Here is a 23,093-nt window from a genome sequence, read left to right on the forward strand (position 1 = left end):
TTATATCGTATGAAATACAGCGTTTTCAGGTGCATTTTCTACTTGGGTAACTGCCTTATTATAATAAATTTCTACAGACTCTATTTCACTTGCCACTTCTTTTTGTAATAAGTAATCTTTGACTTTCGACAAATCAATTTTTCTATCTTTATCAATCTCTACAAATTCAATAAACGACGGCATTACTAACTTAGAACCTTCTTTAAGAGTTATCCAAAATAACAATTCATTTTCTGTACCTGATTTTGCTGAACTATCATAAAAACTTGCTCCTTTTCGCAAACCTTCTTTTAATTTTTCAATATCATCGGTTGTTAATCCTTCTATACCTACTCGCGAAGTATCTTCTTCAATATTTTTAGGATTTACTGAAAAATGATGTACATAGTGCCCCTCTTCCAACTTCGATTGTGTTCCCAAAGTTGTCATCGTACTATCTTTGCTTTTTTCATTCGAATTCTTAAAAGGCGACATAATTTGCTCTGAATAAATCACATTCTCAGGAAAGCGATTGACCCCGTGCGTAATTTGACAAGTCCCATGAATAGAAACATTAGTTGCTCCTGCATAAGTACCTCCAAATAACTTCACATCTAAAACTGAAAGTATATTTTTCAGAATTTCTTTGCGAAGCCCCGCTCCTTTTTTCTCTTTAGTTTTACCAAAATGCAACTCATAGGTTTCGTCCAATGTACGAGGAGCCATATCATCAGAAAGGGATTTGAAATAAAACACTTTCTCGCCCAAAGCATTCTTCCAATAATTTCTGATTGAATATTTTAACGCCTTATCTGTGGCATAAACAATTCCATTAGGCAGGCGTCTTGGTTGTCCCGAAAAGTCGGCATTATAATTAGAATTGATAGACTTGACAATAGCAAATCCGTACACGCGGTTATTAAATTTTTGTGCCATAATTTATGAGTTTTCGTTTGTTTTATCAGAATTAGAAAATAATTGATTTTTCGCAAAAACCCCCGATAATATTTGAGGTTGCAAATCTTTCATATTGATTGATGTATCGTGAGTAAGCACTAAGGCTGATACTTTCCTAAACTTTTCAGAAAAATTCTCGTGACTGTAGCGTTGAAAATCCTCTGTAATTCTCTGTTGCAAAGCACTACAATTTGTCTTTTGTAAGTATGGGTCTATCAATCGATAACTTGTATCATCTGATTTGCTTTTAGAAGTCAGATAGTAAATGACTTGACCAACAGCAAATGCAAATTGCTCATCTGTAACTTTTTCGGCATCAACTCTATCATTGATTAAATCCCCAATAAAGTTTTGATATTCTTTTAGTTTGTTTGCCATAGTAGGTTTATTTTTATCCGTTTTATCAAAAAATTCGTATAAACTATACCAAAGGTTTAGTTTCTCTTTAATTCCATAGCCATTATTATTTTTTAAATCATCCAAAATACCATTAAAGACCATTTCGGTAAATTCTTTAACCCCAATAGTTTTTCGGTCAGATTTGTAAACAAAATCATAGACCGCCTTTCTATATTTACTATATGATAAAAATGTTAAATCGCGATTTTCGTAGTCTTCCTTTTTAAAATCCGAAAAATAATCTACACGATGGTATTTATTTTGTATTAAGTATTTCAGTACTTTGTCCTCCAAATCAAATACGGTTTTCAGAAATGGATAACGCATGAAATCTTTCCCTCCTTTTTCTTTGATTTCAAAATAATTGGAAATATTCAATCCATTTTTATCATCTGTCAGATAATAATTGAATTTAGCCACAAAATCAAAATCGTTGAATACAATTCCATTTTGTGTATTCGCCCATTGAAGTAAGTAATAATTTTGAAAATCCTCCGAATAATCCTGATAGAAAGTTTTTGCCAAATCCCTAAAATTCAATCGCTCTTCCTTATAAAAAGCAAATACTCTTTTTTTAAACTCATCATTATAAATGAAAATAGGCAACGGATTGGGCAGCGTTTTTCTTGGCATTACCTTACTCAATTCGTAAAGCGTCTTTGCGTCTTTATTTGAGATTCTACCTGTAATATCAAAAGTTGCTGTTTGATGCATCAAAAATGGCATATTCGAATTAAAACCATTAAGGAAATCATTAGTTCCATAGATAAGACCTTCGTCGTTAGGTTCTGTATTATAATCCGAAGTATTGAAAAGTTTATCCGCTAAGTACCTATCATGAGCCGATTGATAACTATCCAAAGGCAAATCCAAATAGAATAAGATATAATCCCCCTCATCTAAAGGCTGCACTTCCATCATTTGATACTGAAGACTTTTTATTTCTTCTTTAAGTCTCATCTTTTCTTGCTTATCATTGGTAGCCTTTAAGTCATTTTGAAGCCCATCTAATTTATGTTCAAAATGTTGATATTTTGTCTGTCTAACATTCAATATATCCTCTAAAACTACCTCCCAAGAACCTTTAACCATAAAATCTTTAAATGAAGAAAATGCTCTTTGTAATCGCTCATCTTCACTAACTAAATTTATTGCATTATCGAAATATTTCTCTTCAAATCGCTCGTATATTTGAGGTTTGTTTTTCTCTTCGTTAGCAATGTATTTCGCTCCTTCTCTTAGGTGTTCTTTTTTAAAACCGATACAATAGGGCGAACAAGTATGTATGGCTTTAATTGGTAAATCAAAACATTTGTTTGTATTTACACACCAAGCATTTTCCTGCAAACGCATACATTGCTCCAAAAGAGGACTTAACTCCTCTCGCTTTTTGTGATAGTAGTCAAAAGAAATCGAATCCGATTGCATATTTAATTCCCCATTATCTTTCAGCGAAACCAAAATATGCAACCCAGACTTGGGCATTAGCCCCAAACTTTTAAATTCTTCAGACAAAGACTCTGTATAATTGATTAACTCTCTTAGCATAAGTACAGAATATTTCTCTTCAAAGGTATATAATTATTTGTTAAAAACAAAAATATTTTAATTCTTTCTCTTCACCTCACAATACCCCATTCCCAGCGACGCATTCATTGTTCCAAAACCTCCGAGATAGCCGATTTCTTGTAATTCTTTGGGTGCAGATAATTCAAAATCGAAAAGATAACCTTTGACTTTTGTTTGCTTGATTTTCCAAAGTTTGGCTTTGGGCTCGGTAGTTAATAATTTAAACTGTACTTCTTCTTTGTCAAATCGTTTTTCTCCAAGATAAGCATTCGCTTTGTCCACCAAATTAGAAATAAAAGCCTCAGCATAGCGTGTATCCGCAGGGTGTAAATATTCCGCGTGATTGTTACCCTCAGTACCCACAGAAATACAAATAGGCGTTTGGGCACGATAACGCATTTGTTCCTGCCACTCGGGTAAGGTTTGCAATTGCACTTGATTGACCATTCCCAAAAACTTAAAGCGAGTTCCTGATTTGAGTTCCATTAAATTGTTTTGAAACAGGCTTTTTACCATATTTTTAGCCCCTTGGTCGATGTTAAAAGAAAGAATTAAGCGAGTGGGTGCTTCTTGAAGTTCAAAAATTTGTTCTTTTGGATGGATTTTAAACCGTTGCGGACGAAGCATCGAAAAGCAAAAATGCTTGTATTTTTTCCCATTGATTTCATAGCCTCGTTCGTGTAGCCATTTGGAAAAATCAGCATCCGAGCGGTGCAAAGTGTGGTAAATCCAACTCGAAATAAGGTATGGATAGTTAATCGGTAATTTTTGGTTTGGTAAGTGATCTATGGTCAATTCTATACGCATAAGATTAAAGATTTTTTACTGTTTAAAATTAATCATAAATTTTAGATTATCAAACTTTAACCCTCACAAAAAACCAATAAATAATTTTGATAAAATTGTTTTATTTTTATTTGTAACTATTACAAATTGCATTATATTTGCCACATGAATGCATCAGTTATTCCATTTAAAATCCCGTCGCTACCTGTTCATAATTACGACGCATCTTCAAATGAACTCTATTGTGGGAAGAAAAAATGTTGTAAAAAATTTAAAAAAGGGAAACGCTGTAAAAAGTGTCCGGGCAGACTAAAAATGGCGTAATAGTTTCGTCATTAAAATAACAACCATCACAATTATTAAAATAATCCAAACCCATTTTTGAATTATAAATATCCTTTGCCAATAGAAAAACGGCATCGGTTGCCTAGAAACTGGTTTTTTAACTTTAGTTTTATATTCTTGATTCAAATGATGGTCTACTCTATCCGAAGATTCATCATAGTGTACTTCTTTAATAACAATCGCTTTTGCAACCGATTTATGTATTAAAGTATTTGTGGCATTCAGTAAAATTTGAAATTCGCCATTAGAATCAAATTCCGTGATTTTAAATCGGCGCTCCCCATAAGCTTTTTCTAAACCAAAAGGTATAATTTTCACCAAATCTGCATTCTGAGTCTTCCAATTAAGAATCACCTCCTCCCCCTTTTTGGCTCTAACTTTATTAATATGAAATTGCTTGATATAAGGTGGCTTATCCGAACGAAACGAACGCTGTAATTGAGCCAATTGTGTATCATACGAAACCCTTAAATCAGCATCAGAAAGTACATCATAAGCTTCCTGCATTTCTCGAAATCGTTCTACAAAAAAAGTATCGTCATTATTCTTATCGGGATGGTATTTTAGGGACAACTTACGATAGGCTTTTTTAATATCCTCCGCAGATGCCGCTTCATCAACACCAAGAAAATAATAATAATTCTTCATACTAGCACTTCAATGATTCTTTATTTTTGACCATACTTCAGCCTTATTGATGACTAAACATTGAAAAAAAGTAAGGCACAGATTCCAAAATCTATGCCTTACCATTAAATATTATTTTAACGCCGCTAAAGCATTAGCATAATTAGGTTCTTCGGTAATTTCTGCTACTTGTTCCGTATAAAGCACTTTGTTATTTTCATCTAATACCACCACTGCTCTACTTAGCAAACCTTTAAGTGGGGAATCTTCTAAAGTTACTCCAAAATCTTCGCCGAAACTCCCTCTAAAGTCAGATAAAGTGTCTACATTATTTAAACCTTCAGCCGCACAGAAACGCCCTAATGCAAAGGGTAAATCTCTCGAAATATTAATCACCACAGTATTGTCCAATTGAGTGGCTTCTTCATTAAATTTCCTTGCCGAAGCGGCACAAACTCCAGTATCTATGCTCGGAAAGATATTAAGCACTTTTCTTTTACCTGAATAATCGTTTAGTGATTTTTCTGATAATTCCTCGTTAACCAATTTAAAATCTTTGAATGTTGACCCTACTTCTGGTAATGCACCTACTGTTTTAGCAGGATTTCCTTTAAATGTGATATTCGCCATTGTTTTATTTTTTAATGTTGCTTCAAATATAACAATAAAAAAGGACTTCAAAATTGCCTTAATCTTTTCTCATATTTATTTTAACTGAACTTTAACTTTTATTAAAGATATTTTGGCTCAGAGATTTAATTTTTGGCTGTATATTTGAATCATCATTAAAAAAGAATTTAAAATGTCAAAAAATATATTATGGATAGATGATGAAGTGGATTTACTAAAACCACACATCGTATTCCTAGAAAATAAAGGGTATAATGTAATCCCCATCAACAATGTAAATGAAGCTTTAGAATTACTAGACAATGAACGCTTTGCTCTGGTTCTTCTGGACGAGAATATGCCCGGTATCTCTGGATTAGACGCTATTCCACTACTCAAGCAAAAAGATAATGCCATGAAAATAGTTATGGTAACCAAGAGTGAAGAAGAACATATCATGGAACAAGCTATTGGCTCACAAATCGCGGATTATTTACTAAAACCAATCAATCCTAATCAGGTACTATTATCCTTAAAGAAAAATCTACAAAGTGAAGATTTGGTAGAGCAAAAAACTAAAGTGGAATATCAGCAAGAATTTAGAAATCTGAGTATGGAGCTCAGCGACCTTAGAACCTACGAAGACTGGGCAAATTATTATGATAAAATCTTAGGCTGGGAAATTAAATTTGATAAAGTTTTCGATAATGAATTTGCTGACTTATTGCAATCTCAAAAAGAAGAAGCCAACATTCAATTTGCTAAATTTATAGAAAGAAACTACGAATCTTGGCTCAATACCAATGAAAAACCATTGATGAGCCATACGCTTTTTAAGGAAAAAGTAAAGCCAGAATTAGAGCAAGATAAGGTCTTATTATTGATGATAGATAACTTGCGCTACGACCAATGGAAAATGATAGAACCCTTGTTCCTAAAGTTCTATACCAAAACCGAAGAAGTCCCATATTATAGTATTTTGCCTACCGCCACGCAATATGCTAGAAATGCTTTTTTCGCAGGGCTAATGCCTTCGGAAATTGAAAAGCGATTCCCTAACGAATGGCTAAACGACAACGAAGAAGGAAATAAAAATGAGTATGAGCAAGATTTCCTAAAAGACCAAATGAAGCGATTAGGACTATCTGCTAAAACGATGAAATACATCAAAATCCTAAACTCAGACTATGAGCAAAAGGTTTTGGAAGATTTTAAACAACATCAGAACAAAGATTTTGTAGTTATCGTTTATAATTTCATCGATATTCTTTCACACGCCAAAACGGATAATAACATCGTAAACCAACTCATTAGAGATGATAAAACCTTCCGTTCATTAACTTATAACTGGTTTGAAAACTCTACTCTAATGAAGATTATAAAAGCGGCAGCAGAAAGTGGCTTTAAACTCGCACTAACCACCGACCATGGCACCATCTATGTAAAAAAACCAAGCAGAGTGGTAGGCGATAGAGAAACCTCTACCAATATCCGATACAAAACAGGAAAAAGCCTTACCTACGACGACAAAGAGGTTTGGGCAATTACACAACCTGAAAAGTTATTTTTACCCAAAGGAAACCTAAGTAGTAAATATATTTTTGCTAAAAACAATACCTTTTTAGCCTACCCTAAAAATTACAACCATTTCGTTAATTATTATAAAGACACTTATCAACACGGTGGAATTTCGTTAGAAGAATGTATTATACCATTTTGTTTATTAGAGCCGAAAAAGTAATTTTATAATTATACCATAAAAATAAAAGGCTGCTCAAAATTTTGAGCAGTCTTTTTTATAACTTAATTATAAGATGTTACATTTCTTTTTTTAGAAACATCCCCGTGATAGATTTTTTATTTTTAATAATCTCTTCTGGCGTTCCTTCCGCTACAATTTTTCCACCATTTTTTCCACCTTCGGGTCCTACATCTATAATATGGTCTGCCAGCTTTATCACATCCATATTATGTTCTATAATGATAAATGAATTACCCAAATCTACTAATTTTTGAATCACATCCATCAGAATTTTAACATCTTCAAAATGCAAGCCCGTGGTTGGTTCATCTAAAATGTAAAGAGTATTTCCCGTCTGCTTTTTGGACAATTCCGTTGCCAACTTTACACGCTGCGCCTCGCCTCCTGACAAAGTTGTAGATTGCTGTCCTAAAGTAATATAGCCCAAACCCACTTCTTGCAAGGTTTTAACTTTATTAAAAATTTTAGGAATAGGTTGGAAAAACGCTACGGCTTCATCTATGGTCATTTCCAAAACATCTGCAATAGATTTCCCTTTATACCTAACCTCCAAAGTTTCTCTATTAAAGCGCTTCCCATGACAAGTTTCACAATGCACATACACATCGGGTAAAAAGTTCATTTCTATGACTTTTAGCCCTGCCCCTTGGCAAGTCTCACAGCGTCCCCCTTTTACATTAAATGAAAACCGTCCTGGCTTATAGCCTCTAATTTTACTTTCTGGCAAATTAGCGAATAAATTCCTAATATCCGAGAATACGCCCGTATAAGTCGCTGGGTTAGAGCGAGGCGTTCTTCCAATCGGCGATTGGTCTACATCTACAATCTTATCAATATGCTCTATGCCTTTAATACTCTTATAAGGTAATGGCTCCTGAACCGAACGATAGAAATGTCGGTTGAGGATAGGATAAAGCGTCCCATTAATCAATGATGATTTACCACTCCCAGAAATCCCCGTGACTACAACTAATTTTCCTAAAGGAATTTTAAGCGTTACATTTTTCAGATTATTCCCCGTTGCGCCTTTCAGCACAATTTCCTTCCCACTCCCTGCCCTTCTTTCGCTAGGAATTTCGATTTTTCTTTTGCTCGTAAGATAGTCTGCTGTAATGGTATCCGCTTTTATTAAATCTTTAGGAGCGCCTTGCCAAAGTACTTTACCCCCAAACCTCCCTGCTTTAGGACCAATATCTAAGACTTCATCAGCCTCTAAAATCATATCTTTGTCGTGCTCCACTACCAATACAGAATTGCCTAAATCTCGCAGGTTTTTAAGGGAGTTAATTAACCTTTCGTTATCTCTTTGATGTAGTCCGATAGAAGGTTCGTCCAAAATATATAGAACATTCACCAACTGAGACCCAATTTGTGTCGCCAATCTAATCCGTTGAGACTCCCCGCCAGATAGTGTTTTACTACTTCGGTTTAGGCTTAAATATTCTAATCCTACATCTAATAAAAACTGTAACCGCGTTTCAATTTCTTTTAAAATCTCTTGAGCAATGATTTTGTTTTTAGGGCTAAAGACATTTTTCACACTAACTAACCAATCCTTTAAATCTAAAAGACTCATTGCATTGATATCCGCAATGTTTTTACCATCAATTTTAAACGCTAAACTCTCTGGCTTCAAACGAGTACCTTGGCAATCTGGACACACTTCTTCCGTGGTAAACTGGCGTTCTATAAGTACCGCATCATAGCTATCTCGCTCCTCTACCAAACGCTCTAAATATTGGATAAGTCCATCAAAATTAATTTTTGTTTTTTTAGAAATTCCTGCATGTTTTAGGTCTTTGGTAAATTCTTTATGACAGCCGTTGTAGATATAATCTAAAGCCTCTTTTGGAATGTCTTTATAAGGCGTTCTTAAGTCCAACCCATAAATTTCTAAAATAACTTTAATTTGACTCACCAACCACTTGCTACTCTTTAAAACCTCTAAAGGCTTCAGTGCTCCTCTCTGTATGGAAAGATGTTCATCTTCTACCAAATAATCTAAATTAATTTTCTTGATGGTGCCTAAGCCCTTGCAAGTAGGGCAACTCCCTTTCGGGGAATTAAAGGAAAAAGTATTAGGTTCTGGCAATGGTAGCGCCGTTCCCGTAGAAGCATCCATCAGATTTTTAGAAAAATACTGGAAATCATCACTCCCAAATTTCTGAATCATCACCACACCATCGCCCATTTGTAAAGCGGTAGATAGCGATTTTTCCATTCTACTTTCGGTAGCGTTTTCACCAATAATCCATCGGTCTACCACTACTTCTATATCGTGGGTTTTGTATCGGTCTAATTTTAAATCGTATTCTATATCTTGAAGTTCACCATCAATTCTAGCTTGAGAATAGCCTTTCTTTGCTAACTGTACAAATAATTCATGATAATGCCCTTTTCTTGAACGAATAAGCGGTGCCAATAATAGGACTTTTTCGCCTTTATACTGAGTGCGAATAGCCTCTAAAATTTGCTCCTCTGTATAACTTTGTAATTGCTGCCCCGATTCTAATGAATACGCATCTGACACTCTCGCAAATAATAGTCTAAGAAAATCGTAAAGTTCTGTTACTGTACCAACGGTTGAGCGCGGATTTTTATTCGTGGTTTTTTGTTCTATCGCAATCACAGGCGAAAGCCCTTCTATTTTATCCACATCTGGACGCTCTAGACCTCCCAAAAACTGTCTTGCATACGCCGAAAATGTTTCAATATAGCGGCGCTGACCTTCAGCAAAAATCGTATCAAATGCCAAAGAAGATTTGCCACTTCCAGACAAGCCTGTAATCACTACCAGTTCATTTCGAGGGATTTTAACATCTATATTTTTTAAGTTATGCTCTCGGGCACCATAAATTTCTATGAATTCCTTAGTTTCGTCCATTCTACAAATTTAGTGAGGAAATATGAATAAAAAAACCAACAGCAGAGTAAAATCTACCATTGGTATAATCTCTACTTTATCAATCCATCTATCGTTTTTTGAATATCTGGGTCTTCTGGAGATATAGCATAATACTTGGCAATTCCCGATTTTTGATTAATCACCAAATAACGCGGAATCCAATTAAGGTCGATATAATTATTAAAATCATTTTTCCAACCTTCCGAAAACCAATAGTGCTCCTTATCCGATAGATGATACTTTTCAATCCCTTTTTTCCAAGCTTCGTTTGAGCGGTCTAAGGAAAACAAAATAAAATCTACTTTAGGATTATTATGTTCCAATTCATGCACTTTAGGCATTGCCTTAATACAGTCTCTACACCAACTTGCCCATAAATCTAGCACCACCACTTTACCTTTATGTTGTTTTAAAACCTCTTTTACCGTAGTGGTTTTTCCATTTAAAGTGGTGAGTTTTTGGGCTAAAGCTTCTTTAGAAAATTCTGTTTTTAGCACTTTCGGTGCTTCTTGAGCATTAACATATAAAGCCGCTAATAATGCTATGGTACTGATAATTGATTTCATAAATAATTTCATTTTACAATAATACAAATTTTCTTTACAAAAATAACACCAATTCGCTTTGTATATACCATAAATTTCGGTTATTTTTGTAGCAATAAATTCTAATAAAAGTAAAATATATGTCAACTTATATTGTTGTAGGTCTCCAATATGGGGATGAAGGTAAAGGAAAAATTACCGATGTGCTATCCGCAAAATCAGATTATGTTGTTCGTTTTCAAGGGGGTAATAATGCTGGACATACCGTATATGTAGGCGAAGATAAATTTGTACTCCACCTGCTCCCTTCTGGAGTGTTGCAATCTAAGGGCAAGTGTATGATTGCCAACGGCGTGGTTGTAGACCCTAAAGCCTTTATCTCCGAAGTGGAACAAATTGAAGCCAAAGGACTTAAAACTGACCATATTTTCATCAGCCGAAGAGCCCATGTCATTATGCCTTACCATATTTTATTAGACACTTACAGAGAAGAAGAATTGGTGGGCGAAAAGCAGATTGGCACCACTAAAAAAGGAATCGGCCCTTGCTACGAAGACAAAATTGCCCGTGTGGGTATCCGTATGATTGACTTACTCAATCCTGATATTTTAGCTGAAAAAATTAAAAATAATCTTAAAGTAAAAAATTCATTATTTGAAAAATATTTCAATAAACCAACTTTAGATTTTGATGAAATTTATAATGAGTTTTTAGCCATTGGCGAGCGATTGAAAGACCGCATTGTAGATACCGAATTAGAACTTAACGAAGCTATAAAAGAAGGTAAAAATATTTTATTTGAAGGCGCTCAAGCGCTTATGTTGGATATTGATTTTGGAACTTATCCGTATGTTACTTCCTCTTCACCATCTACTGGTGGGGTTTGTACGGGGGCAGGTGTGCCACCTACGGCATTAGAAAATCTTATTGGGGTTGCCAAAGCCTATACCACTAGGGTGGGTAATGGCCCTTTCCCAACGGAGCTCAACGATGATTTAGGCGAACATATTAGAAAAGTGGGGCATGAATTTGGCGCAACTACTGGACGCCCAAGACGCACAGGCTGGTTGGATTTAGTATCTCTAAAACACGCGTGCATGATTAATGGTATTAATAATTTAGTGATAACAAAATTAGATGTCCTAACAGGAATAGAACAATTAAAAGTCGCTACAAAATACAAAACCGAAGATGGAAAAATCATCGATTACTTTACCTCTTCAACCACCAAATTGTATAAATATGAGCCTATCTACGAAAATTTATCAGGTTGGGAAGAAGACATTACCAAAGTCCGTAGTTATGATGAACTTCCTGCCAATGCACAGAAATACATTAAGTTTATAGAAGATTATTTAGGAATCAATGTTTATTTGGTATCTGTAGGCCCAGAGCGAACCCAAAATATCATCAGAAAAGAGTTATTTTAAAGAGTACAAATTGAATAAAAAATCCTCGCAGAAATTTCTGCGAGGATTTTTTTAATGATTATAACATGATTACCCCATCTATCTTAGCGACTTCTTTATAAAGCCTTATCACGTGGTCTGCATCTAAAACAAAGACCTGAATACTTACTGAGATATATTTTCCATTTTTACTTTCTTTAGTAGAAACTGTGGCTTTGGCATCATCAAACACACGATAGATATCGGTCAATTTTGCGCTATCGTTCGGAATGATAAATTTAAACAAATAGTCTTCTGGAAAATTATGAGTTTTAGTTAAATTTTCTTTTAGAGATTTATAAAATTCCTCTGGATTCTTTTCGGTAGAACCTCCTATAATTTCTGGCATAATCTTAGCATTATTTTAAAACTTTAAAGCAAAGATACTAAAAACATTTGTTTCTTGTCCTAAAATAGTATTACTTTTGTAGTTAACGAAAAAATATAAAATATTAGAAAATGAGAAGACAATTCATCTTTTGGGGATTGGCTGTATTAGTTTTAGTATGGGGTGTTGCCTATTGGCTAAAATCCTATTACTGGCTGGGTACGCTTTTAACGATTATCTATGCCGTAGGCATTTACAATACCTATCAAACGAAACATGCCATCCTTAGAAACTTTCCAGTTTTAGGCTATTTCAGATACTTTTTTGAGAGTATTTCACCAGAAATGCAACAATACTTTATTGAAAGAGAGACCGATGGTAAACCTTTCCCTAGAAACCAAAGGTCTGCCGCCTACAGAAGAGCTAAAAACATTAGCGATACCGTCGCCTTTGGAACACAGTTGGAAATCAATAATAGAAAATACGAAGGCATTAAACATTCTATTTATGCTAAACCTCCGAAAGAAGAATTGCCAAGAGTAACAGTGGGTGGTAAAGACTGTAAGCAACCTTATAACGCCTCATTATTAAATATTTCAGCGATGAGTTTTGGAGCGTTAAGCGATAGAGCTCAGATTTCTCTAAATAGAGGGGCTAAAAGAGGTAATTTTTTTCATAATACTGGGGAAGGTGGTATTTCACCTTACCATTTGGAAGGTGGCGATTTATGTTGGCAGATTGGAACGGGCTATTTTGGCTGTAGAGATGAAGAAGGAAATTTCAATCCAGAATTATATAAAAAATATGCGACTCTACCTAATGTAAAAATGGTAGAACTTAAACTGTCCCAAGGGGCTAAACCTGGACATGGTGGTGTGCTTCCTGCAGTAAAAAACACACCAGAAATTGCAGCCATCCGACATGTAAAACCTGGAATTACGGTGCTTTCACCGCAAGGACACACTGCATTTTCAGATGCCGCTGGACTACTGCGTTTCATTAAACAATTAAGAGATTTAAGTGGTGGTAAACCTGTTGGTTTTAAACTATGTATTGGGGAAACTAGAGAATTTGAAGAGATTTGTACACAAATGAAAGCCTTGGATATCTATCCTGATTTTATCACTATAGACGGTGCCGAAGGGGGGACTGGCGCAGCACCTCCAGAGTTTTCAGATGGTGTAGGAATGCCATTAGAGCCTGCCTTGATATTCGTTAATAATACACTTAAAAATTTCGGAATTAGAGAGCAAATTAAAATCATTGCCAGTGGTAAGGTTTTAACGGCTTTGGATATTCTTAGAGCCATAGCCATGGGAGCAGATTTGTGTAATAATGCGCGTGGCTTTATGTTCTCGTTAGGTTGCATCCAAGCTTTAAGATGTAATACCAACGCTTGTCCTACGGGAGTGGCTACTCAAGATAAAATGCTAATTAAAGGCTTAGATGTTACCGATAAGAGTGAGCGTGTGTATTATTTCCACAAAAATACTTTGCATACTTGTAATGAGCTAATCGCAGCCGCGGGTAGAGAATCTTACGACGAAGTAGACGCCTCTATGTTTATGCGTGGGGACGAATTTGAGCATCTTTCGGATTTATATTTCCCAGATGTATTAACCAATGTAAGTATGAAAAATTAATCGTACAGAACACTAGACTAAAAAAGGCTGTCAGAAATGACAGCCTTTTGATATTGATAACAAAAAAATTATACATTTATTTTACTTGATCTACAACAGCTTTGAACGCTTCAGGGTGATTCATTGCTAAGTCTGCAAGAACCTTTCTGTTTAGTTCGATGTTGTTCTTTTTAAGAGCTCCCATAAATTGAGAGTAAGACATTCCATGCTCTCTGCATCCTGCGTTAATACGCGTAATCCAAAGACTTCTGAAATTTCTCTTTTTCTCTTTTCTACCGCGGTAAGCATATTGCATTGCTTTTTCCACGGCGTTTTTAGCTACAGTCCAAACATTTTTTCTTCTTCCGAAAAAACCTTTAGCTTGCTTCATTACTTTTTTTCTGCGCGCACGAGACGCCACAGCGTTTACTGATCTTGGCATAATTATAATTGTTTTTTTGAAAAGGGCGGAACATGATGTTCTCTTAGGGGCACCGTTTCAGGGTTAAACTTGTTTGTTGAATTTTTTTTAATTCTTATAAACCGATATTGATTTATAAAAACTACTTAATCGCTAATTGCTTATAAACACTTTTTTCATCCACATTAGCTACATAAGACGTTTGCGTAAGATTTCTCTTTTGCTTCGTTTCTTTTTTAGTTAAGATGTGGCTTTTGTAAGCATTTTTTCTTTTGATTTTACCTGTTCCGGTAAGAGCAAAACGCTTCTTAGCTCCTGATTTCGTTTTTAATTTTGGCATTTTTCTGCTTTTTATGTTTTTGTTATCAATATTCTTTATTTTGTTTTTTTAGGACTCATCATCATGATCATTCTTTTACCCTCAAGTTTTGGTAATTGATCTACTTTACCTACATGCTCTAAATCTTGAGCTAACTTAAGCAATAAAATCTCGCCTTGATCTTTAAATACGATAGAACGCCCTTTGAAAAATACATAAGTCTTTAGCTTACAACCTTCTTCCAAGAATTTTTCAGCATGTTTCTTCTTAAACTCGTAATCGTGCTCATCTGTCTGAGGACCAAAACGAATCTCTTTTACTACCACTTTTACTTGCTTAGCCTTTAGTTCCTTTTGTTTTTTCTTTTGCTCGTATAAGAATTTTTTATAGTCCATTATACGCGCTACATAAGGTTCGGCTTTATCAGAAATCACCACCAAATCAAGTTCTTGTTCAGCAGCCATTTCTTTAGCTTTTGACAATGGGTAAACGCCTTGTTCTACATTCTCACCTACTAAACGGAGCTCTTTTGCACGGATTTTATCATTAATCATATGCGCGTCTTCCTGCTGACGACGCGGTGCATTCCTGTTGTTTTTTCTTCTAATAGCTATGACTGTATATTTTTTAAGTTAAACTTTATTTTTTAAATAGTAGCTTCTTTTTTGAAAAGTTCCACAAAAGCCTCAATAGACATTTCACCTAAATCGCCTTCACCTCTTTTTCTTACAGAAACTGTACCATTTCCTTCTTCATTTTCACCAACGATGAGCATAAATGGTATCTTATTAAGTTCTGCATCACGGATTTTTTTACCCGTTTTTTCATTTCTTTCATCTACTAAACCGCAAATATCGTTATTTTCCAACAATTGTGAAACTTTTTTCGCATAATTTGTATGTTTCTCACTAATTGGCAATAAAATATATTGCTCTGGACTTAGCCAAAGTGGAAAATCTCCCGCCGTATTTTCAATTAGAATAGCAATAAATCGTTCCATAGAACCGAATGGTGCACGGTGAATCATAATCGGTCTATGTTTCTCATTATCACTGCCTGTATAAGTAAGGTCGAAGCGTTCTGGTAAATTATAATCTACTTGAATAGTTCCCAACTGCCAACTTCTACCCAATGCATCTTTCACCATGAAGTCTAGTTTCGGACCATAAAAAGCCGCTTCCCCATATTCTACTATGGTGTTAAGCCCTTTATTTTTAGCCGCGGTAATAATCGCACTCTCTGCCTTTTCCCAGTTTTCTTCGCTACCGATGTATTTTTCTCTATTGTCTTTATCTCTTAAAGAAACCTGCGCCACAAAATCCTCAAACCCTAAAGATTTAAAGACATATAAGACCAAATCAATCACTTTTTCAAACTCACCTAATAATTGGTCTGGTGTACAGAATAAGTGGGCATCATCTTGAGTAAAGCCTCGCACTCTGGTTAATCCGTGTAGCTCACCACTTTGTTCATAGCGGTATACGGTACCAAACTCTGCATAGCGTTTCGGTAAATCTCTATATGACCATTGGTGCGATTTATAAATTTCACAATGGTGTGGGCAGTTCATTGGTTTTAATAAAAACTCTTCGCCTTCGTGTGGAGTTTTGATGGATTGGAAACTATCCGCCCCGTATTTTTCATAGTGACCAGAAGTTTTATAGAGCTCTATATTTCCGATATGTGGCGTCATTACAAATTCGTATCCGCCTTTTTTCTGAGCATCGGAAAGGAAATTTTCTAATTTTTTTCTAAGTGCTGTTCCTTTTGGTAACCATAGGGGTAATCCAGCACCTACTTTTTCAGAAAAAGTAAATAATCCTAACTCTTTACCTAGCTTTCTATGGTCGCGACGTTTGGCTTCTTCTAGTCTTTCTAAATATTCGGTTAAATATTTTTGTTTTGGAAATGAAATCCCATAAACTCTCGTCAATTGAGGGTTTTTCTCATCGCCTCTCCAGTAAGCTCCTGCAGCATTTAATACCTTAACGGCTTTTACAATTCCCGTAGATGGAATATGTCCTCCTCTACAAAGGTCGGTAAAGTCATCATGGGTACAGAAGGTAATTTCACCATCGTTAAGATTTTGAATTAATTCTGTCTTATAAGGGTTATCTGCATATTGTTTTAGTGCATCAGCTTTGGAAACAGGGTAAAGACTAAAGGTGGAGTTTTTCTTTGCATTCTCCAACATTTTTTTTTCTATCTTTTCAAAGTCTTTTTCGGAAAGAGTTTCATCACCGAAATCTACATCATAATAGAATCCATTTTCAATCGCTGGACCAATCGTGAGTTTAGCATCTGGGTAATACGCTAAAATGGCTTGTGCCAACAAATGGGCAGAGGAATGCCAAAAGGCTTTTTTACCCAAATCATCATTCCATGTCAGTAACTGAACGGTGGCATCTTGCGTAATCGGTGTGGTAATTTCCACTTGCTTATCATTCACCATAGCAGAAATTGTATTTCTTGCTAGACCGTCGCTGATTGATTTTGCAACCTCATAAGGCGTTACAGCCCCTTCAAATTCCTTGATGCTTCCATCTGGAAGAGTGATTTTTATCATATTAAAATTTTAAAACGCAAAAATACGAAAATTATGGTAATTTAAAAACTGATCCCCCAACCGAATGTTCTCCTTAAAAATCTCTTTATTACTGATAACGATTAAAAACTAAAAAGATGGTATCTTTGTGCTTACAAATTAATAGGTGCTGATTTATGAAAACGGATTACATCATCGTGGGCGATGGCTATGCTGCGTTATTTTTCGCCCATCAACTCATTAAACATAACAAAACTTTCAAACTCTATTCCGAAGGTAAAAAAGGGGCTTCGCAAGTATCTGCGGGCATCATTAATCCTGTTGTATTAAAAAAATTCACTACCTTCTGGAACGCCATGGCACAAATCCAAAATCTGCACACTACCCTATCCGAAATGACCACTTATCTCGGAAAAGATTTTCTAATAAAAGATTCTATACAGCGTGTATTCCACGATGAAACCGAAAAACAACTTTGGCTAAAAAAAAGAGCAGAAAAAGAAGAATTACAACCCTTCCTCAACCCTGAATTTAAATCAATTGAGAATATACTTAATCCTTTTGGAACGGGGGAAGTTTGGCATTCTTCTAGGTTAGATGTAGATGCATTTTTTAGCACTTTCTTGGACTATTTAAAAAAACATCATCATTTGGTAAACGAAAAATTCGATTATAACCAACTAAATCCACAAACGCAGACTTATCAAAATCTCAATTATAGCCGCATTGTATTTGCAGAAGGGATGGGTATTTTAAATAATCCTTATTTTAAAAATATTGATATTCAACCCAACAAAGGACACCATATTAAAGTAACACTCTCAAAAGATATTGACTTTAAAGGTATCATCAAAAAGAAACATTTCTTGTTTCCACTGGCACATGGGCAATATTATTATGGAGGCACTTACGACCGTTTTAGCACAGAAGAGCGCATTGACGATAAAGCCGTAGCACAACTTAAAGAAGGTGTAGAAACCATTTATCCTAATGATTATGATATCGTAGATACGCAATATGGCTTTAGACCCACCGTAAAGGATAGACGCCCAATGCTGGGCAACCATTCGGAATGGGATAACCTCTATATCTTTAATGGTCTGGGCGCTAGAGGAATTTTAAATGGTAATTATTTCGCCAAGATTCTTTATCATCACATTGAGCATAATGGTAATTTGCCAGAGGAAGTGAATTGGAAACGATTTAATTCGTAACTAAAAACTGCTATCTTTGCAATCGATTTTAAGATTAAAACATGGAATTTACAATTAAACATATAGAGGACTGGGAAACCGTTGCCAAAGAATTGATACCCAATATCCAACATTCCATATTATTATTAAAAGGTAACCTTGGTGCAGGAAAAACTTCGTTTACCAAAGTTTTATTAAAACAATTAGGTTCCAATGATGAAGTTTCTTCGCCCACCTACTCTATTGTTAATGAATACGATACACCAAAAGGCAAAGTCTATCATTTCGATTTGTACCGTATGAATGCCATTGAAGAAGCCTTTGATATTGGTATTGAAGAGTATCTTGATAGCGGTGTATTATCCATTATAGAATGGCCAGAACTCTACGAAGAGGAACTCTACGATATCCCTTATCATGAGATGAAAATAGAAAATATCGAAGGAAAAAGGCATATCATATTCAAATGATGCCTATCTTTTCTTATATTTGCTCCATATTTAGCGCTAGAATAATATGAGTAGTACCGTTTACACCCCTTTTAAAGAAGAAGATTTACTCCCAAAAGAGGAGCGTTTGGAAGTGGTAAAGAAAAACCAACAATTGTTTATTGGTATTCCAAAAGAAACTTGTCTTAATGAAAAAAGGCTATGCCTAACACCCGATGCAGTGCAGGTACTCACTCAAAATGGACATCAGGTCATTATGGAAACTGGAGCGGGGGAAGGTTGCTTCTTTACCGATTTGCAATATTCCGAAGCAGGTGCCACCATTACCAACGACGCTAAAATAGCACTAGGACAGCAATTGGTACTAAAAGTTAACCCGCCTACCTTAGACGAAATTCCTTATTTGAAAAACGGAGCATTTCTTATTTCTGCTTTACAAGTTAATTTAAGAGATGCAGAATATTTCCAAGCCTTAGCCCACAAAAAAATCAGTGCGATTGCTTTTGAATTTGTAAAAGACGAATACCAACAATTGGCATTGGTTAGACTAATTGGCGAAATTGCAGGGAATGTTTCCATCCTCTACGCTGCCGAACTTTTAGCAAAATCCAATGGATTGATGCTAGGGGGGATTACGGGAGTTCGTCCTGCGGAAGTGGTGATTATTGGGGCGGGAATTTTAGGCGAATTTGCCGCTAAAACTGCCATTGGGTTGGGTGCTCATGTAAAAGTATTCGACAACTCCTTAGCTAAGTTAAGACGATTGCACAATTTTATAGACAACCGAGTGTCTACCTCCATCATCGACCCTAAAGAATTAGGCAAAAGTTTAAGACGCGCCGATGTCCTTATCGGAGCTTTACAACGCAGAAATTTTCCACCTGTGGTAACAGAAGAGATGATTACGAAAATGAAAGCCGGTAGCGTCGCCATAGACTTAACCATAGATTACGGCAAATCCATAGAAACAGCAGAACTTACTACGATAAACGACCCTGTCATCTTCAAACATGGCGTGGTGCATTCTGGGATTCCCAATATCACTTCTAAAACGCCGAGAACAACTACTAAAGCCATTAGTAACTTTTTCCTTAGTTATTTATTGGATGCAGAACACGATGGCGGTCTAGAAACGATGCTTCTAAAAAACACCAATATGAAGGATTGTTTCTACACTTACAAAGGGAAATTTACGAAGAAAATGGTTTGCGAAAGATTTCATTTGCCTTACCATGACATCAATTTATTAACTTACTAATGAGAAAATTGAAATTTTATTTAATAGGTTTAATTCCAGGATGTATTCTGATGATTTTTATCCTTAACCAAAAAGGCGTCAGTTGTAGTGGCTATTTACCTAATAGTAGAGTCATTACAGAAACTTTATCTAAAGAATTTGAATATTCAGAAGCATTTAAAACTGCTTTAGCCCAACATCATATTTCAGAGCAATTTGTAAAGGATACCTTAGTCCCAAATGGCGATATAGACTTTGATAAAAGTAAGGCACAGCAAAAACCTTGTCCAGAATATTGGTTAGAATATCATGACCAACAAAAGCACTATGGCATAACCTTTGAAAAATGCGAGGACAAAGCCTATTTTAAAACTTTGGAAACCATTAATCCAAAATAATTCTAACTCAGAAGCATGAAATTAGCAGTAATTGGTGTAGGACTTATTGGTGGCTCTATGGCGCTCAAATTAAAACAAAAAAGAGCGGTAGAAATGGTCTATGGTGTAGATGCTAATATTCAGCATTTAGAGGAAGCATTGGCACTGGGCATTATTGATAAACCTGCTACTTTGGACAAGGCAATCGCAAATTCCGATGTCATCATTTTAGCAATTCCAGTAGATGCCACGCAGCAATTATTGCCCGAAGTTTTAGACCAAATAAAACCCCATCAAATGGTGATGGACACAGGCTCTACAAAGCAAGGCATTGTTGAGATGGTAAAGTATCATCCCAAAAGAGCGCAGTTTGTAGCTACGCATCCTATGTGGGGAACAGAAAATAGCGGACCTCAGTCGGCACAGAAAGAAGCCTTTACGGGAAAAGTTGCCGTCCTCTGCGACATTAATGATTCGAGTCCTGATGCCTTTAAAATGGCTAAACAGATTTATCAACATTTGGATATGGAAGTAATTGATATGCCTGCTGATGAGCATGATGTCCATACGGCATACATTTCGCATATCTCGCACATCACTTCTTATGCTTTAGCCAATACTGTATTGGAAAAAGAAAAAGAAGAAGATAAAATTTTCCAATTGGCAAGTTCTGGATTTTCCAGTACGGTAAGATTGGCAAAATCGCATCCCGAAATGTGGGTACCGATTTTTAAACACAACAAAGAAAATGTTTTGGATGTTCTAAATGAGCATATCTCTCAACTCAGAAAATTTAAATCAGCATTAGAAAAAGAAAATTATACTTTTTTAGAAGAATTAATAACAAATGCAAACAAAATAAAAGGCATTTTAAAATAGAAAAAGACCTATGGGATTTAATTTTAGATTTTTATACATTTTTTCATTGATTATCAGTTTCTTGGGAATCATTGCCTTTATTGGAGACTATGGTTTTACCCATTCCAAAGAGTCCAGAACTATTTTTGATGGCTATTACCACTTCGTACTTGCCGTTGGGCTAATTTCTACAGCAACAAGATATTACGAGGATAAAATCCGATTTCTAAAAAACAAATCGTTTTTGTTTGATTTGGCTACGGTAATTTTTACCATTGTTATTTATTATTTTCACTTTTTAAGCCCTTTTCATGGGCAATTAGACCATTTCTTCGCCAATCGCTATTGGGTTATTTTTACGGTGGTACTGACTTTTATCCGAGAGTTTTCGGATTTAAAAATTAATTTTAATAGAACCGTGCTCAATCCTGCACAATTATTCATCAGTAGTTTTATAGCGATTATTTTAATTGGTTCTTATTTGTTGACTTTACCTAAAGCCACTGTACATGGCATTGATTTTATTGATGCTTTATTTACCTCTACCAGTGCCGTTTGTGTAACGGGGCTTGCAGTACTCAATACAGGTTCAGATTTTACTACTTTTGGTAAAGTGATTATCATTACTTTAATTCAAATTGGTGGACTAGGGATATTAACCTTTGCGAGTTATTTCAGTTATTTTTTCAAAGGGGGTACTTCTTATGAAAACCAACTGGCACTAAGCGATATGACGAGTTCTAAAAAATTAGGCGATGTATTTTCTATGCTAAAAAACATTATCCTAATTACCTTTGGAATTGAATTATTTTCTGCGGCACTTATCTATTCTAGTGTAGACCCTAATTTATTTCCATCAAAATTTCATCATGTCTTTTTTGCAATTTTCCATGCGGTTTCTGCCTTCTGTAATGCTGGATTTTCAACCTCAGATGCCAGTTTGTACGACCTCACTTTTAGATATAACTATTTCTTACTCTTAGTAGTAGCGTTTACTTTTATATTTGGAGGATTGGGCTTCCCTATTGTAGTGAATATTTTGAAATATCTGCGTTATAAAATTTCTCAAATCATACATTTTACTTCTAAAAAAAATAGATTTTATAAACCTTGGATTATCAGTTTAGATAGCCGTATTACTTTAGTCACAACGATTTCTTTAACAACGGTTGCCACATTGCTATTTTATATTATGGAATACCATAATACTTTGGAAGAACACCATTCTTATTTTGGAAAATTTGTGACTTCGTTTTTTGCAGCTGCTACCCCTAGAACTGCGGGATTCAACTCTATTGATAATGCCTCTATGTCCTTCCCTACCATTATGATGATTTTTCTTCTGATGTGGGTAGGTGCCTCACCACAATCTACGGGTGGTGGTATTAAAACCAATACCTTTGCCATTGCATTCTTGAATGTACTGAGCCTTGCAAAGGGTAAATCTAAAGTGGAAATATTCCGTAGAGAGGTGGCAGAAATTTCTATCAGAAGAGCCTTTGCCATTATGACTCTATCCCTTATGGCAATTGGGCTGGGGATTATGCTCATCACTTTTTTTGACCCAGATAAAAATCTTTTGGATATCTCTTTTGAATGTTTTTCCGCTTATAGTACCGTGGGACTTAGTTTGGGTATTACAGCAGACCTTACCGCGCCTTCTAAAATGGTGCTTATTGGAATTATGTTTGTAGGGCGTATCAGTATGCTATCTTTAGTGATTGCCATTGTGAAAAAAGCAAAATACAAAAACTACCAATATCCTAAAGAGGAAATAACAATGAACTAAATTTAAACCGATTAAAACATTATA

The 23,093-nt window shown here is 35.4% G+C and carries 21 protein-coding genes; 9 read left to right on the plus strand and 12 right to left on the minus strand.

The window, feature by feature from the left end; genetic code table 11:
• The 5 genes from C237_RS0111695 to tpx all read right to left on the minus strand — a co-directional run bounded on the left by C237_RS0111695 (position 1) and on the right by tpx (position 5,292).
• Positions 1 to 915, minus strand: coding sequence for a type I CRISPR-associated protein Cas7 (locus tag C237_RS0111695; RefSeq protein WP_018676648.1), 915 nt, complete (start codon positions 913 to 915; stop codon positions 1 to 3).
• Positions 916 to 918: 3 nt separating this feature from the next.
• The gene (locus C237_RS0111700) at positions 919 to 2,883 is read right to left on the minus strand and encodes a hypothetical protein (protein ID WP_018676649.1); all 1,965 of its coding nucleotides are present in this window, start codon (positions 2,881 to 2,883) and stop codon (positions 919 to 921) included.
• A 57-nt stretch (positions 2,884 to 2,940) separates the two neighbouring features.
• Positions 2,941 to 3,711 carry a CRISPR-associated endoribonuclease Cas6 gene (gene cas6, locus C237_RS0111705; protein WP_018676650.1) on the minus strand — a complete coding sequence of 257 codons (771 nt, stop codon included), beginning with the start codon at positions 3,709 to 3,711 and terminating at the stop codon, positions 2,941 to 2,943.
• A gap of 288 nt (positions 3,712 to 3,999) precedes the next feature.
• Complete coding sequence (locus C237_RS0111715; RefSeq protein ID WP_018676651.1) at positions 4,000 to 4,683, minus strand: J domain-containing protein; 684 nt, start codon at positions 4,681 to 4,683, stop codon at positions 4,000 to 4,002.
• A 111-nt stretch (positions 4,684 to 4,794) separates the two neighbouring features.
• On the minus strand, positions 4,795 to 5,292 hold the full coding sequence (tpx, locus tag C237_RS0111720) for a thiol peroxidase (protein ID WP_018676652.1): 498 nt from the start codon (positions 5,290 to 5,292) through the stop codon (positions 4,795 to 4,797).
• 172 nt (positions 5,293 to 5,464) lie between these two features.
• Here tpx and porX point away from each other — a divergent pair, with 172 nt between their 5' ends.
• Complete coding sequence (gene porX / locus C237_RS0111725; RefSeq protein ID WP_018676653.1) at positions 5,465 to 7,012, plus strand: T9SS response regulator signal transducer PorX; 1,548 nt, start codon at positions 5,465 to 5,467, stop codon at positions 7,010 to 7,012.
• 76 nt (positions 7,013 to 7,088) lie between these two features.
• Here porX and uvrA read toward each other — a convergent pair whose 3' ends face one another.
• Both uvrA and C237_RS0111735 read right to left on the minus strand, forming a co-directional pair.
• On the minus strand, positions 7,089 to 9,917 hold the full coding sequence (gene uvrA, locus C237_RS0111730) for an excinuclease ABC subunit UvrA (RefSeq protein WP_018676654.1): 2,829 nt from the start codon (positions 9,915 to 9,917) through the stop codon (positions 7,089 to 7,091).
• A 71-nt stretch (positions 9,918 to 9,988) separates the two neighbouring features.
• Complete coding sequence (locus C237_RS0111735; RefSeq protein ID WP_026315672.1) at positions 9,989 to 10,504, minus strand: TlpA family protein disulfide reductase; 516 nt, start codon at positions 10,502 to 10,504, stop codon at positions 9,989 to 9,991.
• Between the two features lie 119 nt (positions 10,505 to 10,623).
• Between C237_RS0111735 and C237_RS0111740 the strand changes: the two genes are divergently transcribed.
• Positions 10,624 to 11,913, plus strand: coding sequence for an adenylosuccinate synthase (locus C237_RS0111740; protein WP_018676656.1), 1,290 nt, complete (start codon positions 10,624 to 10,626; stop codon positions 11,911 to 11,913).
• A 58-nt stretch (positions 11,914 to 11,971) separates the two neighbouring features.
• On the opposite strand, the gene C237_RS0111745 is transcribed toward C237_RS0111740, so the two are convergent.
• On the minus strand, positions 11,972 to 12,280 hold the full coding sequence (locus tag C237_RS0111745; RefSeq protein ID WP_018676657.1) for a DUF493 domain-containing protein: 309 nt from the start codon (positions 12,278 to 12,280) through the stop codon (positions 11,972 to 11,974).
• Between the two features lie 110 nt (positions 12,281 to 12,390).
• On the opposite strand from C237_RS0111745, the gene C237_RS0111750 reads away from it, so the two are divergent.
• Complete coding sequence (locus C237_RS0111750) at positions 12,391 to 13,902, plus strand: FMN-binding glutamate synthase family protein (RefSeq protein WP_018676658.1); 1,512 nt, start codon at positions 12,391 to 12,393, stop codon at positions 13,900 to 13,902.
• A gap of 76 nt (positions 13,903 to 13,978) precedes the next feature.
• Here C237_RS0111750 and rplT read toward each other — a convergent pair whose 3' ends face one another.
• The 4 genes from rplT to thrS form a co-directional block, all read right to left on the minus strand.
• A complete protein-coding gene (gene rplT, locus C237_RS0111755; RefSeq protein WP_018676659.1) occupies positions 13,979 to 14,323 on the minus strand; it encodes a 50S ribosomal protein L20 in 345 nt (114 codons plus the stop codon).
• 121 nt (positions 14,324 to 14,444) lie between these two features.
• On the minus strand, positions 14,445 to 14,642 hold the full coding sequence (rpmI, locus tag C237_RS0111760) for a 50S ribosomal protein L35 (protein ID WP_018676660.1): 198 nt from the start codon (positions 14,640 to 14,642) through the stop codon (positions 14,445 to 14,447).
• A gap of 35 nt (positions 14,643 to 14,677) precedes the next feature.
• Entirely contained in the window at positions 14,678 to 15,175 is a 498-nt protein-coding gene (gene infC, locus C237_RS0111765) for a translation initiation factor IF-3 (protein ID WP_018676661.1), read from the minus strand.
• Between the two features lie 92 nt (positions 15,176 to 15,267).
• Positions 15,268 to 17,187: a threonine--tRNA ligase gene (gene thrS / locus C237_RS0111770; RefSeq protein WP_018676662.1), complete on the minus strand. Its 1,920-nt coding sequence runs from the start codon at positions 17,185 to 17,187 to the stop codon at positions 15,268 to 15,270.
• A 155-nt stretch (positions 17,188 to 17,342) separates the two neighbouring features.
• Here thrS and C237_RS0111775 point away from each other — a divergent pair, with 155 nt between their 5' ends.
• Genes C237_RS0111775 through C237_RS0111800 form a run of 6 tightly spaced genes read left to right on the plus strand, consistent with a single transcriptional unit; the run spans position 17,343 to position 23,069 of the window.
• Entirely contained in the window at positions 17,343 to 18,380 is a 1,038-nt protein-coding gene (locus tag C237_RS0111775) for an NAD(P)/FAD-dependent oxidoreductase (RefSeq protein ID WP_018676663.1), read from the plus strand.
• A 41-nt stretch (positions 18,381 to 18,421) separates the two neighbouring features.
• On the plus strand, positions 18,422 to 18,829 hold the full coding sequence (gene tsaE, locus C237_RS0111780; protein ID WP_018676664.1) for a tRNA (adenosine(37)-N6)-threonylcarbamoyltransferase complex ATPase subunit type 1 TsaE: 408 nt from the start codon (positions 18,422 to 18,424) through the stop codon (positions 18,827 to 18,829).
• Positions 18,830 to 18,875: 46 nt separating this feature from the next.
• Complete coding sequence (locus C237_RS0111785; RefSeq protein ID WP_018676665.1) at positions 18,876 to 20,066, plus strand: alanine dehydrogenase; 1,191 nt, start codon at positions 18,876 to 18,878, stop codon at positions 20,064 to 20,066.
• Positions 20,066 to 20,443, plus strand: a complete 378-nt coding sequence (locus tag C237_RS0111790; protein ID WP_018676666.1) for a DUF4258 domain-containing protein — start codon at positions 20,066 to 20,068, stop codon at positions 20,441 to 20,443. The genes C237_RS0111785 and C237_RS0111790 overlap by 1 nt, the downstream gene beginning before the upstream one ends.
• 15 nt (positions 20,444 to 20,458) lie before the next feature.
• Complete coding sequence (locus C237_RS0111795; RefSeq protein ID WP_018676667.1) at positions 20,459 to 21,301, plus strand: prephenate dehydrogenase; 843 nt, start codon at positions 20,459 to 20,461, stop codon at positions 21,299 to 21,301.
• Positions 21,302 to 21,311: 10 nt separating this feature from the next.
• Positions 21,312 to 23,069, plus strand: coding sequence for a TrkH family potassium uptake protein (locus tag C237_RS0111800; protein ID WP_018676668.1), 1,758 nt, complete (start codon positions 21,312 to 21,314; stop codon positions 23,067 to 23,069).
• The last annotated feature ends 24 nt before the right edge of the window (positions 23,070 to 23,093 follow it).

Source organism: Riemerella columbina DSM 16469 (assembly GCF_000374405.1).
Lineage (GTDB): Bacteria > Bacteroidota > Bacteroidia > Flavobacteriales > Weeksellaceae > Riemerella > Riemerella columbina.

Coding starts and splice junctions, on each gene's coding strand:
- C237_RS0111695 (WP_018676648.1), bottom strand. CDS start 915: ATGGCACAAAAATTTAATAACCGCGTGTACGGATTTGCTATTGTCAAG.
- C237_RS0111700 (WP_018676649.1), bottom strand. CDS start 2,883: ATGCTAAGAGAGTTAATCAATTATACAGAGTCTTTGTCTGAAGAATTT.
- cas6 (WP_018676650.1), bottom strand. CDS start 3,711: ATGCGTATAGAATTGACCATAGATCACTTACCAAACCAAAAATTACCG.
- C237_RS0111715 (WP_018676651.1), bottom strand. CDS start 4,683: ATGAAGAATTATTATTATTTTCTTGGTGTTGATGAAGCGGCATCTGCG.
- tpx (WP_018676652.1), bottom strand. CDS start 5,292: ATGGCGAATATCACATTTAAAGGAAATCCTGCTAAAACAGTAGGTGCA.
- porX (WP_018676653.1), top strand. CDS start 5,465: ATGTCAAAAAATATATTATGGATAGATGATGAAGTGGATTTACTAAAA.
- uvrA (WP_018676654.1), bottom strand. CDS start 9,917: ATGGACGAAACTAAGGAATTCATAGAAATTTATGGTGCCCGAGAGCAT.
- C237_RS0111735 (WP_026315672.1), bottom strand. CDS start 10,504: ATGAAATCAATTATCAGTACCATAGCATTATTAGCGGCTTTATATGTT.
- C237_RS0111740 (WP_018676656.1), top strand. CDS start 10,624: ATGTCAACTTATATTGTTGTAGGTCTCCAATATGGGGATGAAGGTAAA.
- C237_RS0111745 (WP_018676657.1), bottom strand. CDS start 12,280: ATGCCAGAAATTATAGGAGGTTCTACCGAAAAGAATCCAGAGGAATTT.
- C237_RS0111750 (WP_018676658.1), top strand. CDS start 12,391: ATGAGAAGACAATTCATCTTTTGGGGATTGGCTGTATTAGTTTTAGTA.
- rplT (WP_018676659.1), bottom strand. CDS start 14,323: ATGCCAAGATCAGTAAACGCTGTGGCGTCTCGTGCGCGCAGAAAAAAA.
- rpmI (WP_018676660.1), bottom strand. CDS start 14,642: ATGCCAAAATTAAAAACGAAATCAGGAGCTAAGAAGCGTTTTGCTCTT.
- infC (WP_018676661.1), bottom strand. CDS start 15,175: ATGATTAATGATAAAATCCGTGCAAAAGAGCTCCGTTTAGTAGGTGAG.
- thrS (WP_018676662.1), bottom strand. CDS start 17,187: ATGATAAAAATCACTCTTCCAGATGGAAGCATCAAGGAATTTGAAGGG.
- C237_RS0111775 (WP_018676663.1), top strand. CDS start 17,343: ATGAAAACGGATTACATCATCGTGGGCGATGGCTATGCTGCGTTATTT.
- tsaE (WP_018676664.1), top strand. CDS start 18,422: ATGGAATTTACAATTAAACATATAGAGGACTGGGAAACCGTTGCCAAA.
- C237_RS0111785 (WP_018676665.1), top strand. CDS start 18,876: ATGAGTAGTACCGTTTACACCCCTTTTAAAGAAGAAGATTTACTCCCA.
- C237_RS0111790 (WP_018676666.1), top strand. CDS start 20,066: ATGAGAAAATTGAAATTTTATTTAATAGGTTTAATTCCAGGATGTATT.
- C237_RS0111795 (WP_018676667.1), top strand. CDS start 20,459: ATGAAATTAGCAGTAATTGGTGTAGGACTTATTGGTGGCTCTATGGCG.
- C237_RS0111800 (WP_018676668.1), top strand. CDS start 21,312: ATGGGATTTAATTTTAGATTTTTATACATTTTTTCATTGATTATCAGT.